The sequence below is a fragment of the Paenibacillus sp. BR2-3 genome, from assembly GCF_046529485.1.
Taxonomy (GTDB): Bacteria; Bacillota; Bacilli; order Paenibacillales; family Paenibacillaceae; genus Paenibacillus_AQ.
In genome coordinates, this window is sequence record NZ_CP126311.1 from 3118144 (window position 1) to 3133263 (window position 15120).

10 protein-coding genes and 1 pseudogene are annotated in these 15120 nt (G+C 49.2%); 1 reads left to right on the top strand and 10 read right to left on the bottom strand.

Annotated features, from left to right (window positions below):
- Positions 1-35: 35 nt before the first annotated feature.
- The 10 genes and pseudogenes from PaeBR_RS14780 to PaeBR_RS14825 form a co-directional block, all read right to left on the bottom strand.
- Positions 36-1043 carry an ABC transporter substrate-binding protein gene (locus PaeBR_RS14780; protein WP_410511331.1) on the bottom strand — a complete coding sequence of 336 codons (1008 nt, stop codon included), beginning with the start codon at positions 1041-1043 and terminating at the stop codon, positions 36-38.
- Positions 1044-1439: 396 nt separating this feature from the next.
- Positions 1440-2265 (bottom strand): annotated as a pseudogene (locus tag PaeBR_RS14785) (carbohydrate kinase family protein).
- Between the two features lie 211 nt (positions 2266-2476).
- Positions 2477-3436, bottom strand: a complete 960-nt coding sequence (locus PaeBR_RS14790; protein WP_410511332.1) for a carbohydrate kinase family protein — start codon at positions 3434-3436, stop codon at positions 2477-2479.
- Positions 3437-3715: 279 nt separating this feature from the next.
- Complete coding sequence (locus tag PaeBR_RS14795) at positions 3716-4555, bottom strand: carbohydrate ABC transporter permease (protein ID WP_410511333.1); 840 nt, start codon at positions 4553-4555, stop codon at positions 3716-3718.
- A gap of 14 nt (positions 4556-4569) precedes the next feature.
- Positions 4570-5496, bottom strand: coding sequence for a carbohydrate ABC transporter permease (locus PaeBR_RS14800; RefSeq protein WP_410511334.1), 927 nt, complete (start codon positions 5494-5496; stop codon positions 4570-4572).
- A gap of 94 nt (positions 5497-5590) precedes the next feature.
- Positions 5591-7453 (bottom strand): glycoside hydrolase family 32 protein, encoded by a 1863-nt coding sequence (locus PaeBR_RS14805; RefSeq protein ID WP_410511335.1) that lies wholly within the window; start codon positions 7451-7453, stop codon positions 5591-5593.
- A gap of 12 nt (positions 7454-7465) precedes the next feature.
- A complete protein-coding gene (locus PaeBR_RS14810; RefSeq protein ID WP_410511336.1) occupies positions 7466-8950 on the bottom strand; it encodes a glycoside hydrolase family 32 protein in 1485 nt (494 codons plus the stop codon).
- A 214-nt stretch (positions 8951-9164) separates the two neighbouring features.
- Complete coding sequence (locus tag PaeBR_RS14815; protein ID WP_410511337.1) at positions 9165-10784, bottom strand: helix-turn-helix domain-containing protein; 1620 nt, start codon at positions 10782-10784, stop codon at positions 9165-9167.
- A 5-nt stretch (positions 10785-10789) separates the two neighbouring features.
- Positions 10790-12571: a sensor histidine kinase gene (locus PaeBR_RS14820; RefSeq protein WP_410511338.1), complete on the bottom strand. Its 1782-nt coding sequence runs from the start codon at positions 12569-12571 to the stop codon at positions 10790-10792.
- A gap of 185 nt (positions 12572-12756) precedes the next feature.
- Entirely contained in the window at positions 12757-14085 is a 1329-nt protein-coding gene (locus PaeBR_RS14825) for an ABC transporter substrate-binding protein (RefSeq protein WP_410511339.1), read from the bottom strand.
- Positions 14086-14356: 271 nt separating this feature from the next.
- Here PaeBR_RS14825 and PaeBR_RS14830 point away from each other — a divergent pair, with 271 nt between their 5' ends.
- Positions 14357-14971 carry a class I SAM-dependent methyltransferase gene (locus PaeBR_RS14830; protein WP_410511340.1) on the top strand — a complete coding sequence of 205 codons (615 nt, stop codon included), beginning with the start codon at positions 14357-14359 and terminating at the stop codon, positions 14969-14971.
- The last annotated feature ends 149 nt before the right edge of the window (positions 14972-15120 follow it).

The following is a 15120-nucleotide window of genomic DNA, read 5'->3' on the forward strand; positions in this document are numbered from 1 at the left end:
CCGGGCTTCAGCCCGGTCTGAAGGATTACAGGAAATTACCAGCCTCTGTAAGAATCCACATTATCTTGTTTGATAAGCTCAACCGGAATAAGTATTTGCTCTTCTACTTTTTCGCCGTCAAGTACTTTCAGGCCGATTTCAACCGCTTTCAAAACCATTTCGTTAGGGAACTGGGCAGAAGTAGTAGCGAAAGAACCTTTAGCCTTAAGAGCTTCTACCGCTTCAGGAGCTCCGTCAACACTCGAGATAAAGAATTCGTCGCCGCGTCCCGCCTGTTCTGCTGCGATTTGAACGCCTACGCCTTCCTGGTCGTTAATTGTAAATACGGCATTGATATCTTTGTTAGCCTGAAGAATGTTCTCCATAACGCTCAGCGCCTTCTCACGGTTGCCTTCGCCGTTTTGCTTCGCGACTACTTTAATGTCCGGGAATGCCTTCATGGCTTCTTCAAATCCTTTGATGCGATCGGTTACTGCGGATACCGGAGGGCCATCAATTACAACAATGTTACCTTTTCCACCAAGACGTTCTGCCATATATTCTCCGGCAAGCTTACCAGCCATTACGTTATCGGACATAACTACGGAAGTAATGCCGCCTTCAGCGGAACCGTCGACAGCGATAACGGGAATACCTGCAGTTTTAGCCTGCTGCACGGCTGCCGCGATTCCTTTGGAATCGAAAGGGCTAAGAAGGATCAAATCCATCTTCTTCGTAATAAAGTCCTCGATTTGAGCTGTTTGCTTCGCCAAGTCATGATCCGCGCTCACGGTTGTAACTTCGGCGTTATATTTGGTGGCCACTTCCTGAGCCCCTTTGGACATCGCTACAAAAAAAGGATTGCCAAGTGTAGGAACGGTCAAGCCGATCTTCAGCTTCTTGTCTGCTGTGGCCGGTTCGGCATTGTTCGCAGGTGCTGCTGTCTCTTTTGATTTATTACCGCTATTACTCGCGGCTGTGTTTGTATTATTCGAAGAACAGGCGGACAGTACAAGCAAGAGAATTGCGGAAAGAATAAGCAGAAATGATTTTGATTTTTTCAAATGAATTACCCCCAAAAGTATAGTGTGTTCATGCGACCATCTTACGGAATCAGCCGTGAGTGAAGCCAGACGATATCTATTTAGCCGTAGTTCGTCAGGTTCGCTCTCTACCCTTGTACCATCCCCCTTCTAATCATTTTGTACTGCAACCCCCCGGAACGTTCCATGATTGTGTTTTTTTGAATCACCTCCTTAAAGATACTCCTCAGTATAGCGCTTACATTTTAGAACTTTGAATAAATGCCTTTCACTCGCCATGCTGGGTTAATGAATTGACATATTGATCGTTTGTGCGTGTATTTGATTGATTTAAACCATTTAATCGATTACCATGCTTAATTCGAATTATAATTTCCTTATTTTAGTCTGTCAATCAAAATTATCAGTCAAAAACTTTCAATTTCCTCTGATGAGTTGAATAATTTCTTCATAGCCCGGCATGGCAGGAATAGCTCCTTTTCTGGTGGTGGCCAACGCTCCCACGGCATTGCCGAATCGGACCATTTCTACATACTCATTTACGCCGGCCACTGCCGGGTTCACACCCTTTTCCATGAGCATATTCAGAAAACCCGCCAAAAAAGCATCGCCCGCGCCGGTCGTATCGATGGACTCTACCTTATAACCTAGTACAGAAGCCGTCTCTTCGCCAAACCGGATAAAGCAGCCCTGTTCGCCCAAAGTAACAAGAATAACCGGCAAATTTTCACAATGTCCGCATATTTCATACCTTTGGCTATGGCATCCTTAGCGGAAGTTTTGTCAGGCCAAAGATCACTGCGGAAATTAGGGTCGAACGAAATTAGCAACCCGTTGTCCCGGGCATACTTGCACGTTTCCAGAGTAGCCGAGGCTGCAGGTTCATGGGTCAAAGAAATAGATCCGAAATGAAACACCTTTCCGCCGTCGAATAGTTCCGTGTTCACCTCAGTGATCTCAAGCTCCATGTCAGCCCCGGGATTACGGTAAAAGCTGAAGCTCCGCTCTCCCTCGTCGTCCAGATGAACAAAGGCAGTGTCGTCCGGGTATCCTTCGAATACACGACTCCCGATGTCTCAATTTGGTTCAGCTTCAGGCAATGCACCAGAAATCTGCCAAATTCATCCTGGCCTACCTTTCCGATAAAAGCAGTCTTTCTCCCAAGTCTCGATAAAGCCGCCAGCACGTTGGCCGGGGCTCCTCCGGGGTTTCGCTCAAACCGGACATTCCCGTTCTCAGCCATCCCTGCGGGGGAAAAATCAATGAGTACTTCACCCAATGCAATTACATCAAACAAAGTTGTTAACCGCCTTCCTATATATAAATGCTTGTTAATCGATTACGTAATCGATTTCTTGCATTATAAATTCTTTCTTCCCCAAGTGTCAATCCATAATTTGCAAAAAAGCGGCGATACTCCCTGCAGTTGAACAGGAAAGCATCGCCGCCTAGTTTTAGGTTGCCGCAAGCAGTTCTATGTCTTCAATTGCCGCGAGGGAAGCAATCGCTCCTTTTCGTGTTGTAGCCAGAGCACCTGCAGCGTTGGCAAACGACAGCGCCCTCTTTATTCCCTCTTCCGTCCATTCTGTTACCGGCCGCCCCGCTTCAAGCATCTGATAAATAAATGCTCCCATAAAACCGTCGCCAGCTCCAGTCGTATCCACGGTTTGGACAGGATATGAGAGTACTCTGCCCGATAATGCCCGCGTACTGTAATAGGTGCCATTCGCCCCAAGTGTGACCAGCAGAAGCTTTACCGGAAACTGTTCAAGCAGCAATTCAGCCCCTTCTTCCAGATTATAGCTGCCTGTCAGAAAAACAAGCTCTTCCTCAGAAACCTTGACAATGTCTGCCGCTGCGAGTCCTGTTTCCATCGCCTGTTTACCGTGCAAATCATTCTTCCACAGTGCGGGCCGCCAGTTAGGATCATAAGTAATCCATGCTCCATGAACTCCAGCTTCCTTCACCGCTCGGATTGTTGCGCTGTAAGCAGGTTCTGATGTCATCGAAACCGACCCAAAGTGAAATACCTTAGTGTCGTGCAGAAGCGAAGCATCGATCTCCTCATAGGTAAGTCCTTCATCCGCACCGGGCTGGCGGCAGAAATGAAACGATCTTTCTCCCTGCGAATTCAGATGAACGAATGCCATGGTGGTATGTGCATGATCCGTAAGAACCAACCCTCTATCGTCAATTCCTTTCGCAATTAGCGTGTCCTTCAAATAATGTCCGAACGGATCATTTCCTACTTTACCAATAAAAGCTGTCTTTTTACCTAGCCGGGAAAGCGCCGCGAGTACATTTACCGGCGCTCCCCCCGCATTCCGCTCAAACAAAGGGTTTCCTGCGGGTGACAGGCCTCCCGGAATGAAATCAATCAGGAACTCACCGATTGCCACTACATCATATGCCATATCTATATCTCCCTATCTTTTTAGATTGAGCAGCTTTATAAAGTGAACTAAAGATTCTGGCAAAAGATGTTTGGTGATTGGCCGTAACTACGGAGAATGTTTGGACTTCCGGCCGCTGCCCATCCCCAGATGTTTTGGATTAAACCGCTTGCTGCGGTAAACATCAGGGGACAAAGGCGGTCGCTATCGCTCCTACAGTTCCAAAATTCCCCTCCGTTACTTTTTCACGCTGCACATCTTTTGTTTAATTCTTTAGTTCTTAATATATAGCCGCTCCTTTTAGCCCTTTACACCTGACATGGTGATTCCCTGAATGTAATAACGCTGCAGGAATAAGAACAGGACCACTATTGGAACCGTTGAGATGGTGCTTGCCGCCAGGATCTTCGACCAATCTGTTCCTTCCGCCGACGAGAATGCGGCAATCGCCACCTGAATCATCTGCTTCTTGTCGTCATTGATCACGATTAGCGGCCACAGATAGGAATCCCAGTTTCCAAGAAAGGTCATCAGACCCAGCGTGATCATCGGAGGAACGGCCGCCGGCAGCACAATATTGGCAAAGGTGCGCGGCATCGACGCTCCGTCGATTTTGGCTGCTTCAAGGATTTCATCCGGAATTTCCGCAAAAAACTGCCGGAGCAGAAAAATACCAAAGACAGACAGCATGGATGGAATAATCAGCGCCTTATAGGAGTTAAGCCAGCCGAAATTATGCATAAGAAGATAGTTGGGCACGAGCGTCACTTCACCCGGAATAATCATGGCTGACATGAACAGGGCGAAAATTACCGCTTTTCCCCGGAAACGCAGCTTGGCGAAGGCAAAGGCCGACATAGAGTTAATCAGCAGTACCATCACAGTAACAACCGAAGCCACCAGTAACGTGTTTAAAATATAACGGATGAACGGGTTGCGCTCATTGAAAATGACATCCTTGAAGTTTTGCAGGGTCGGATGCACAGGTACGAATAAATGAATATTGAAGCTGTTTGCGTATTTGAACAATTCCTCATAAGGACGTATCGCGCCTGTTATCATCCATATGATCGGAATGATGGAAATGACGGCCAGTACGATCATCACCGTATATTTAAAAAAGCTTTCGAAGCGATTCATGTCATTCCCTCCTCTTAATCCTCATTTCTGAACAGTCTCATCTGAACCAGAGAGATCGCCAGCACAATAGCGAACAGGACAAAGGCCGCAGCCGTTCCATAACCCATTTGCATTTGCTGGAAGGCCATTTTGTAGATATAGTACACTGCGGTTTCGGTCGATCCGTTGGGCCCGCCTGCGGTCAGTACGAACACAAGACCGGACATTTTAATGGCGTCAATCGTGGTAATGATGACCACAAACGCTGTGGTGCGTTTAAGCAGCGGAAGCGTAATGCGGAAAAATTGCTGTATTTTGGTTGCTCCGTCCACTCTTGACGCTTCATATAAATCCTGGGGAATGTTGTTCAGCCCCGCCAGAAAAATAATCATGAAAAATCCGACGGCTTTCCACATCCCGAGCATGATGACCCCGTTCATCGCCGTATCCGGATTGGACAGGAAATTGGTCGTCGGCAGATGGACCAGCTCCAGGAAATTGTTCAGAAGTCCGTATTCCTTGTTGTAGATCAGCTTGAATACCGTCGCCGCCACCGCCGTCGAAATGACCACAGGGATGAAATACAATGTGCGGAACAGGCCCGTCATAATGACCTTCTTCTGAATCAGAATCGCCATCCCCAGGGAAATGCAGGTCTGAATCGGGATGACGATAATCGCAAAATAGAAGGAATGCTTAAGGCTGTTAAGGAAATCCATGTCGGTCATCAACGACTTGTAATTGTCCAGGCCGACAAAAGTTTTCGTGGAGCCTACCAGATTATAGTTCTGAAAACTGATAAAAAACGCTTGCAGCATCGGATAAAACACAAAAATAAGCAGCAAAGCGAGAGAGGGAAGTACAAACCACCAGGCTGTCCATTCCTCACTTTTCAAAAAACGGAACGATCTTCCCGATGAGGCTTCTGTATTCGGTTTGGCTGCCGTTGCGCTACTTGCCATATAGTTCTCATCTCCAATCCGTCCTCGGCACCGGCGGTGCATTCCTGTACGTTCAAGAACACCCCGCCTGTGATAAGGACTTAGTTGCCGGAATTTACGGCTTATATACGAACACATTCATAGTGGAAAATACTTTGCCATCCGGTGTATATGCCTTAATCTCAGCCTCTCCTTCTTTCAGGCCCTTTACGATGGCGGTTGTTCCTCCGTCACTCTCTACCTTCGCGGTCGTATCATCGCTGGATTCCCAGACCAGCTTCTGCGGAGCCGTAAGCGGCAGTACCGCTGCCAGCGCTTCAGCGCTGCCGCCGGATGGAACGTCGATACTGCCTTTGTTCAGCAGCACCCGCAGCGGTTCCATACCATCCGGAGTCTCATCCCGCCAAACCGTCTTCATGGGATAGAACGTTGCTCTATCCAGCGTGACGCTTCCCTTGGACAAGAACAGCTCTAATCCGCTGCTGGTGGCATCCGGGAAAATAATGCTGGAAAGCACCGTTGTCCCGTCTCCGGAGAACACTTCCAGCGTAGATTCGTCCACATAGAAGCGCAGCTTGATTTTACCGTTCTCTGCCTTCAGAGGCATGCTGATCTGTTCCGCAAATCCCGCCTCAAAAGAACTGTCGCCCGATTGGGTGCGATCCACCGTCAAGGTTGAAGAGGCGGCGTCATAAGAGATAACCGTCTCCTGCCCGCCTCCTTTTCTTACCTTGAATCCGAACAACGCATCGGCTCCGACCGTAAATTCAGTATCCAGCTCATAGGAAGTGCCGCGAAGAGCGGAAAGGGGATTGCTGTCCTTTGCCAGCTCCTGGGTCCCCAATTCTATCGCCTTGCCGCGCAGGCTCTCCAGTTCCTTAACCGGTTCCTGTGCCAGCCGCAGGCCTTCGTCCGGAACATCCTTCAGCGTCAGTACACGCGGCACCGACATATTGCCTTTCCATGGATCAGTCGGCATGTTGAAGGGATAACGCCAGTTGGACATCCAGCCTACATAAATCCGGCGGCCATCCTTCTCCGGAATGTCAGAGTAGGAAACGGCGGCGTAGAAATCTTTTCCGTAATCGGTCCAGAGCACCTTGGATGAGTCATTCTCATTCTTGAAGGTCTTTCCGTCAAAGGAACCGACGAAATATTGCGCCGTCGAGCCTTTCGTCGCCGTATTGTTGCCAATGCTCACGGCGAGCACCCATTTCTTGTCCGAGGTTCCTTCAACCGGAAGCTCGAACAGGTCCGGGCATTCCCACACCGCGGCATGCGAGCCCTGATCCTCGCCGAATTCGCCGGTCAATTCCCAGGTCTTCAGATCCGGGGAGCTATAGAACTGAACCTTGTTGTCCACGGAGACGACCATTACCCACGATTTGGATTTCTCATACCAGAATACCTTCGGGTCCCTGAAATCTTTAAGACCGGGATTTGGGATGACAGGATTGCCCTCATACTTGGTCCATGTCCGTCCTTTATCGCTGCTGTACGCGAGACTCTGCGACTGCGTCCCGCCCTTGAAATGGGTGAATACCGCAACCAACCCCGACTTACCGCCAAAAAATCCGCTCGTATCGTTCCAGTCCACAACTGCGCTGCCCGACCAGATTTCCCCGAACGAATCGCGCAGAAGCGCCACCGGCAAATGCTGCCAATGAATAAGATCCGTACTTACTGCATGTCCCCATTGGCCGCTGTTCTGATAAAACTGGTGATACTCGCCTTCAAAATACACCATACCGTTCGGATCGCTCATATTCCCGGTCTCGGGGGACAGGTGATATTGTGGCCGGTACAACTCCGTATAATAATGGGGATCAGTATTATATTGAAATGCTGCCACCGCTTCGGACGGTTCCCCGTTGCCTCCATCTGCCGTATTCTGCTTTATCTGATCCCCATTCCCGCAGCCTGACAGAACAAGAAGCAGTACTGCGATGCTGAAAAGCTTGCTACGATTTCCGCTCATTCCGACCTCCTCCTAACTCCGGGTTAAACTCCAAATGTTCAGCGATTGCAATTTCACCGCTCCACCCTCGGGCTTTAAATGCAGCCCACCCCTAAGTGCAGCCGGGTATACACGGCTCGTCATAACAATGTCACCGTCATTAGCGAATACTTCCACGGAAGATCTGTCTACGAACACCTGAAGCTTCAGGTTCCTGCCGCCAGATTCCGGCAAGATGGCCTCGCTGACCTGAACGTCACCGCGGCCGGACCGGGTGCAATCCAGAATTAGCTTGCGCTCTCCCGGTACATAAACGATTACTGTCTCCTCGCTTCTGTCCTCGGCTGCCAGAAATGCGATCTCCAGCCGCTCTGCATCGCTTTCACACCAATCAAACTCCGCCAACCATTCGAATCCCTGGCCTTCCGCCGCCTGCCATGAGGCGGTTTGTCCGTCCTCCAGCAGCTTGCCGGAAACGGACTCGCCTTTCTCCCGCAGCTTCTCCAGCTCTGGCACCGGCTTCTGCGCCAACGTTCCATCCGGCTTCAGCAGCAGCTCACGGGGCAATGTCATCGCTCCGTACCAGCCGCGCGATTCTTTCGCCATCGCTGAACCCCATCGATCCATCCAGGCAATCAGGATTCTTCTGCCCTGGTCATCCACGAGCGTCTGTGCGGCATAGAAATCCGGCCCATGATCCAGCATCGCCTGCACCTGCGGCTTAAACTGGCCGGTGGCGTAATCCATTTCCCCGGCCATATATAAATTCTTCGCGCCTTCCATGTTCATCGGCGATAAGATCAGGGCATGCTTGCCTCCCAGTGGGAACAGATCGGGACATTCCCACATATCTCCTTGGGTTCCGTCGCTTTCGGCAGCGATCCCTTTGTAATCCCATTTCTCCAGATCCTCTGATTGGTACAACAGCGCCTTGCCTCTGCTTGACTGGCCGGAGCCGATAACCATATACCAGGTTCCTTCATGCCGCCACACTTTGGGATCGCGGAAGCCGACGTTTCCTTCATCGGGAGAACCGGGAATTACCGGGTTGCCGGAACGTTTGCGGAAAACAACGCCATCTGCGCTGCTGGCCGCGCATTGCACTTCCAAGGGCTGCCTTCCGTCAACATGTCCCGTATAGAACAGAGTCAACTCTTCGTCATGAACAACGGCACTGCCTGACCAGCAGCCGTAGCCGCCTGTTTCACCCAGCTCATACGGCTCCGTTGGAGCCAGAGCGACCGGTAAGTGGCGCCAATGCACAAGGTCTTTACTCACTGCATGCCCCCAATGCATCGGTCCCCATTTATCGCTGTAGGGATGGTGCTGGTAAAACAAATGGTATTCCCCTTTGAAATAGACTAGCCCGTTAGGGTCATTCATCCACCCCGACTGAGGCATAACATGATAGTGAAGCCTGTATTCGTCGCGTTCCGCCGTCTCCGACGCGGCAGCAACCGCCCCATCCGCCAGCCGGATTTGTTTCAGATGTTCTTGTACCTGATTTGAATCGTTCATGTTGTATGCTCCTATCCATTGATATTATTGAGATTATTGTAGCCGAACGGCATGCGGAAATATTTCAATATCATCGGGTGTTCACTTGCAATATCTTGATGTGTTATTCGGAAATTCCGGCATAAAAACAAAGAAGCCTTCCCTATAAGCAGTTAACGCTGCTAAAGGAATGGCTTCTGTAAGTTTCAATCGTGCGGTGAACATCCACATGCCGTTACCGTGTCTTCCGCAAGTAATCCACCCGGTATTCCTTCGGGCTTTTACCGGTGCTTTTCTTAAAGCATGTGCTGAAATAACTGGAGGTGGAGTAACCGACCAGCATCGCAATGTCGGTCAGCTTCAATTCATTCTCCTTAAGCAGCTGCTCGGCCTTCCCTAGTCTGAGACTGGTGACATACTCGCTGAAGGTAGTCCCTACATGCTGCTTGAACAGACCCGATAAATACGTTTCGTTCATATGGAACATGTCCGCCAGGGAGGAGAGGGTCAGCTCGTAACAGAAATTCTCCTCTACGTATTTACGAACCGCCTCTATCATATGCTGTCCGCTTGAAAAGCGCGTTTTTTTGACCTCATCCATCACCAGTCTGGAAAGCTCGTAGATTTGGCCCATAACCTCTTCCCGGGATTGATAATCCGAAATGGTCATTTGACAGTTCCATAAATATTTCTGCAGCGAGGACCCGCCGATTTCAAATTTCTTGGCTACAGAGCTGAACAGAAGCAGGAGCCGCAGCGCGAGAAAGGTAAAGGCGAACATGGGGGTGTCGCTTTCCGTGGAAAAGATGGCCTGAAGCTGCTGGCGAAAAGCGTTCATATCCAGGTTCTCGATGGCCTGAACAAGCCTGCGTTCCGCTTCCGGTGTAAAGGCATGCGTGAGCTCCAGAACTCCGTTATGTTCGTTTTCTCCCTGCTTATGCACCGTACTTTGGCTCCAGGACAGCATGCAAGAGGCATAACCGTTCTTCAGGCGATTCAGTCCCACCATGGTCTCCCCGATTCCAAGTACGCTTTCGAGCTTCAAATAATCGGAGATATTCCGCTTCAGTTCAGCCGCAAATTTCTCGGAGTGAGTGTTGTCCTGTTCGCCGTCCTCCCTCACAATCAGGAAATACATCATGGAAGAATGGGCGATATCAAGGAAGGGATAGATCCCTCCCCATTTGGAAGCCGTCTCCCGGCAGAGCATCTGGAAGGCCAGATGGAGCAAATCCCGGCGGTCCTGAGATTCGCTTATTCTGCCGGAAGGAATTCTCATTTCGACCGCCAGAAATTGAGCCTTTAAACCGTCAATGGCAAGCGATGCCAGTTGAAGCTGCTGCAGCCGTTCCTTGACGGCGAGCAGGCTGTACCATTCCTCTTTCACCAGCTGCAGCAAAAAATGCTCTTGCAGCCTACGCAGCTGCTCGTTCTTTTGAAGAAGCTCCAGCTGAGAGGCGTGATCATTTGCATGCTCTGTGCGGATATCGCCGGCCAGCTTCCCGAGCATCTCAGTCAATTCACCGCGGACCACGGGCTTCAGCAAATAGTCCTTCACTCCAAGCTGAATCGCCGCTTGTAAATATTCAAAATCCGAATAGCCCGAAAGCACGGCTGTCCGCAGACCCGGATAACGCTGCTTGCAAATTTTAATAAATTCAATTCCGTTCATCTGCGGCATGCGAATATCGGAGATGACCACATGCGGCAGCGGACCTTCTTCCAGAAGCTTCAGCGCTTCGCTTCCGCCGGAAGCCTCCGAGATAATACGGAACCCCGCTTCTTCCCAGTTGATTTTGGCCTTTATGCTGTTACGGACGCCCTTCTCATCATCGACAAGCATGATTGTATACATCACTTTCAACTCCTTATCTGCGGCAGCACCAGTGTAATGGATGTTCCTCTGCCTTCTTCCGATTTCAGCACCGCTTCAAATTGACTACCATAATACAAACGGCAGCGGGAGAGCACATTTCGCAGACCAATGCTGTTGCCTTTATCGCTTAGAATTCCGATGCTTCCCTTCAGTTCCGTATCCGCAAGTACACTGCGGATCAGCTCCTGCGGCATGCCGATTCCATTATCCTTCACCGTTAAGTAAAGACGCTCCTTCCGAAGGTTTGAAGACAGGGAAACCTCAGCCGTCCCTCCCTTTTCCAGACTGTATTTCACCGCATTCTCTACAAGCGGCTGCAATATGAATTTGGCAATATGAAGCGAATCGGCCGCAGGGTCCTGGGTAATATCAAGGATAAGATGATCCTCATGACGCAGCTTAAGAATGAATAAATAATCGCGGATATAGCCCATTTCCTCGTTTAACCTGACGAGATCGCTGTCCAGATTGAGAGCATATCTCATCATTTTAGCCAGCGCTTCCGTCGCATCCATGACCAGATCTTCCCTCTTCATCGCCGCCAGACCGCTGATAATTTCCAGGGTATTGTTATAAAAATGGGGATTGATCTGCAGCAGAAGCGCCTTGTATTCGGCATTTTTCCGACGAAGGTTCGTTTCAAATTCGGTTTCGATCAAATACTTCAGCCGGTGGGTCATCTGCTCAAATACGCTCGCCACATAATCCACCTCACTATGTTTGGCTTTGGCTTTCGGCATGTCTTTCAAGGCGAGATCGAACCGTCCATATTTAACATGCCTCATCGAACGCGCCATAGCACTCAAAGGTTTCGTGATTCCGGTAGACAGCCACAGCGCAACGATAATGACAATAATAAGAAGCACAAAGCTGGCATACAGCAGTGTCTCCTTAATATCGGTAATCGTGGCGTACAACTCCGCTTTTGGCACTTCACCAATGATTATCCAGTTTTGGGCCGGAAGCTTGCGATAAAACAGCAGGTAGTCCTCGTCCTTTTGCCGAAGTGGAAAAATTCCGCTCGTTTGACCGCCCGCATTCGCCTTCACATAAGCAAGTCCCTCAGTCAGTACTCCCTCATTTCCCTTGAGATCCTGATTCAACACGCTAATCCCTTCATCGGTTAACAAAAAGGCTTTGCCGCTGTCCCCGAATCTGATCTTATCTATGTCGCCGCGCAGAAGGCTGGTCGGATAATTGATCTTGATGACCCCGACATTGCTTAATGATTGAAGCTGGACGAGCGGAATAACAAGACTGTTCACCTCGCGTGTCCGCATGCTGTCGTCGCTTTGGTCTGTATCCGTGTGCGCCTGCGTCCAGCGTATATTCTTCTCCCTGTACTGCTTGTACCAGGCACTGCTCAGATAGCTCCGGTTCTGTGTCCACAGTCCTCCGCTTTCATCCCTGAAGGTGGAAATAGAGAGCAGATTGGAATTATTGATTGCATAGGAGGATAAATACTCGCGCATCCGCTGTTTGACCAAATACCGCTCCCCCGCCGGGCTCTCGCCGTTCAAATCGGTAGTAATCCAATCCTGGGTGATCCGGCTGCTGAGTACTTGTTTTCCCGCATCCTCAATCTGTATAAACAGCGTCCCGGCATGTGATGCGAACTGATCAATCGTTTGCAATGTGGAGGTCTCTATGGACGATTGAATCAGCGTCGCCGATTCCTTGCTAAGTATAAACACGACGGCGGTAAAAGGAATAATCAGCAATATCGAAAAAGCCAGCATCAACCGGCTTCGCAGCGAGTACAACATAGAAGCTTTGCCCCTCCTGACCATCATAATTATCTATTGGGCAATCTTAAGTCAGTATAGTAGTTAATTTACCCGAAGGGAATGTTTAGATAAGACGGTTTGCCTCATAAGCTTCAAAAAAGCCCAGAAAGAGACGCCCGGGTAACCGGTCGTCTCTTTGATAAAATCACCACCTGAAACATCAGTTATTTCTGCGGCAGATCGGCATAAGCCTTGTCGATTTTGTTGATCGCGTCGGATACGGCTGCATCGATGTTTCTTCCGCTGATCGTTACTTCTTCAATCATTTTGTTCACCGCTTCGGACATTTGCGGGAAGATTGGGGTAATCGGACGCGGTCTGCCGAATTTTTGGTTTTGCACCACAAAGATATTTTTCGGATATTCGTTCAACTCCGGGAATTCCTTGGCTACAGAGTATCGAGCCGGAATATCCTTGGTGATGGAGCAATAGATCTTCGACCCTTCTTGCCCGGTTACCCAGTTTACAAACTGCCAGGCGGCATCAGCATTCTTGCTTTTGGACGAAATGGCCAGCGACCAGCTTCCATTCGCCACGGCCTGGGTTACTACTTTTGGCAGCGGAGCAATATCATAATCTACGCCAAGTTTGAAATTGGGGAATTTGTCGGCATAATTGGCGAGCGACCACGAACCGTCAATGGTAATGGCAAGCTGGCCGTTAGGGAACGGATCGGGCGGGTATTCCAAAGAGGAAACCTTATCTTTATTATACAGGTCGGAAAAGAATTGCAGCGCCTTTTTCGTTTCCGGCTTATCCAGATAGCCCTTGGATGTCGTTCCGTCCGCGCTCATCACCTCGCCGCCAAACTGCCAGATAATCGGATATTTGAAGTAGGCCGTTCCGCCTGCGTTGCCAAAGCCCTGGGCAGGGTCGATGCCATAAACGCCATTACCTGGATCATTCACTTTTTTGGCGGCTTCAAGTACCTGATCCCAAGTCCAAGGCTCCTCTGGATTTTTGGACGGAAGCGGTATGCCTCTGGCTTCAAACAGCTTCTTGTTGTAGAACATGGCGATGGAAGATTCAGTCAACGGGGCCATGTAAATTTCATTCTTATAGGTATAGGTTGCGATGGTCGATTCCGGAATGTCTTCCAGATTGCCGTCCTTTTTAAAGAAGGCGGTCAGCGGCTGCAATGCGCCAGCCTGAGCGTAAGAGGCCATGTTCGGACCATCGATCGCCATGATATCCGGAGGATTGCCGGAAGCGATGGATGTTCTAAGTTTCGTATCATAATCCGCATAAGGAATTGGACTCATTTCCACCTTAATGTTAGGATGACTCTCATTAAAGGAAGCTACCAATTTATCGTACGCCGAGTTTTCCGCATCGTTGCCGGAGTTTCTCCAGAACGTCAGCTTGACCTTCTCATCTTTTGGAGCGGACGACGATCCCGGCGAGGATACCGAATCCCCTCCCTTGTTCACGCATCCGGCCAACAGGCCAGCAATTAACATTACGCTTAAGGCTATTTTTCTCTTGCTCTTCATTATTGTCCTCCCCTTTCTTGTAATTGGTTACCCTTACAATTGAAATGATATCAGACGGCTAACGCTATTAAATTCATTATTCTCTGCTCCTCACTTTTAAAATAATCGGCAATGCTTACAGGAACAAAATTAACAAAAAAGCCTGATTTCTCAGGCCTATTCCACTCTTTATCTGTTGATTTATGTTGATTGGCATCCACTAATCGTCAGTATAACCTACATACGTTCTACATATCTATCACTTATAATGAGTTAGGAGGCTCTGCAAGCAATGGATGAGAAACTGTCAAAAACGATAAGGAACAGATATAACCGCATTTCGGGCATCTTTGATGTTATGGAACGCATGATTAAAAAAAAATGGCGGGAAAATTTACTTAAAGGCTTACATGGAACAATCCTTGAGGTAGGAGTGGGAACGGGAGCCAATTTGCCCTATTATCCCGCGGAGATTTCCGCACTAACCGGCATTGATTTCAGTCCGGGCATGCTTCGTTATGCCAAGGTAAAAGCCCGGCATTCCGGACTTCCTGTCACCCTGCTCGAGATGGACGCTCAGACTATGACTTTCCCCGACGATTCCTTTGATTATGTCATAGCAACCTGCGTCTTTTGTTCCGTGCCAGACCCTGTAGCCGGTTTGACGGAAATACGAAGAGTCTGCAAAGCGGGCGGAAAAGTACTCCTGCTGGAACACATGCGAAGTGAGCAACCTGTTGTTGGCTTTCTGATGGATATCCTCAATCCGGTCACCGTAAGAATGAGCGGTGCCAACATTAATCGCCGAACACTGCAAAACATCGAGCAAGCAGGATTTATCATCGAAGAAAACACATCGTTGATGGGCTCCATCGTACGCAGACTGGTTTTAGTACCTAATAAGTAAATTGTAACAGCCATTACCTAAAATAGACCCTTCCCAAACTGTTTGACCAGTGTACGGGAGGGTCTATTTATTTTTTTATGTCATGGTTGCTGCCGGCAAGCATAAACTTAATGAGTAGGACTGGCATACCAATTCATTTCCATTTAGGG

Excerpts from the sequence above, each read along its gene's own strand:
- PaeBR_RS14790 (WP_410511332.1), bottom strand. The coding sequence starts at position 3,436 with ATGGCATATGATGTAGTGGCAATCGGTGAGTTCCTGATTGATTTCATT.
- PaeBR_RS14795 (WP_410511333.1), bottom strand. The coding sequence starts at position 4,555 with ATGAATCGCTTCGAAAGCTTTTTTAAATATACGGTGATGATCGTACTG.
- PaeBR_RS14800 (WP_410511334.1), bottom strand. The coding sequence starts at position 5,496 with ATGGCAAGTAGCGCAACGGCAGCCAAACCGAATACAGAAGCCTCATCG.
- PaeBR_RS14805 (WP_410511335.1), bottom strand. The coding sequence starts at position 7,453 with ATGAGCGGAAATCGTAGCAAGCTTTTCAGCATCGCAGTACTGCTTCTT.
- PaeBR_RS14810 (WP_410511336.1), bottom strand. The coding sequence starts at position 8,950 with ATGAACGATTCAAATCAGGTACAAGAACATCTGAAACAAATCCGGCTG.
- PaeBR_RS14815 (WP_410511337.1), bottom strand. The coding sequence starts at position 10,784 with ATGTATACAATCATGCTTGTCGATGATGAGAAGGGCGTCCGTAACAGC.
- PaeBR_RS14820 (WP_410511338.1), bottom strand. The coding sequence starts at position 12,571 with ATGTTGTACTCGCTGCGAAGCCGGTTGATGCTGGCTTTTTCGATATTG.
- PaeBR_RS14825 (WP_410511339.1), bottom strand. The coding sequence starts at position 14,085 with ATGAAGAGCAAGAGAAAAATAGCCTTAAGCGTAATGTTAATTGCTGGC.
- PaeBR_RS14830 (WP_410511340.1), top strand. The coding sequence starts at position 14,357 with ATGGATGAGAAACTGTCAAAAACGATAAGGAACAGATATAACCGCATT.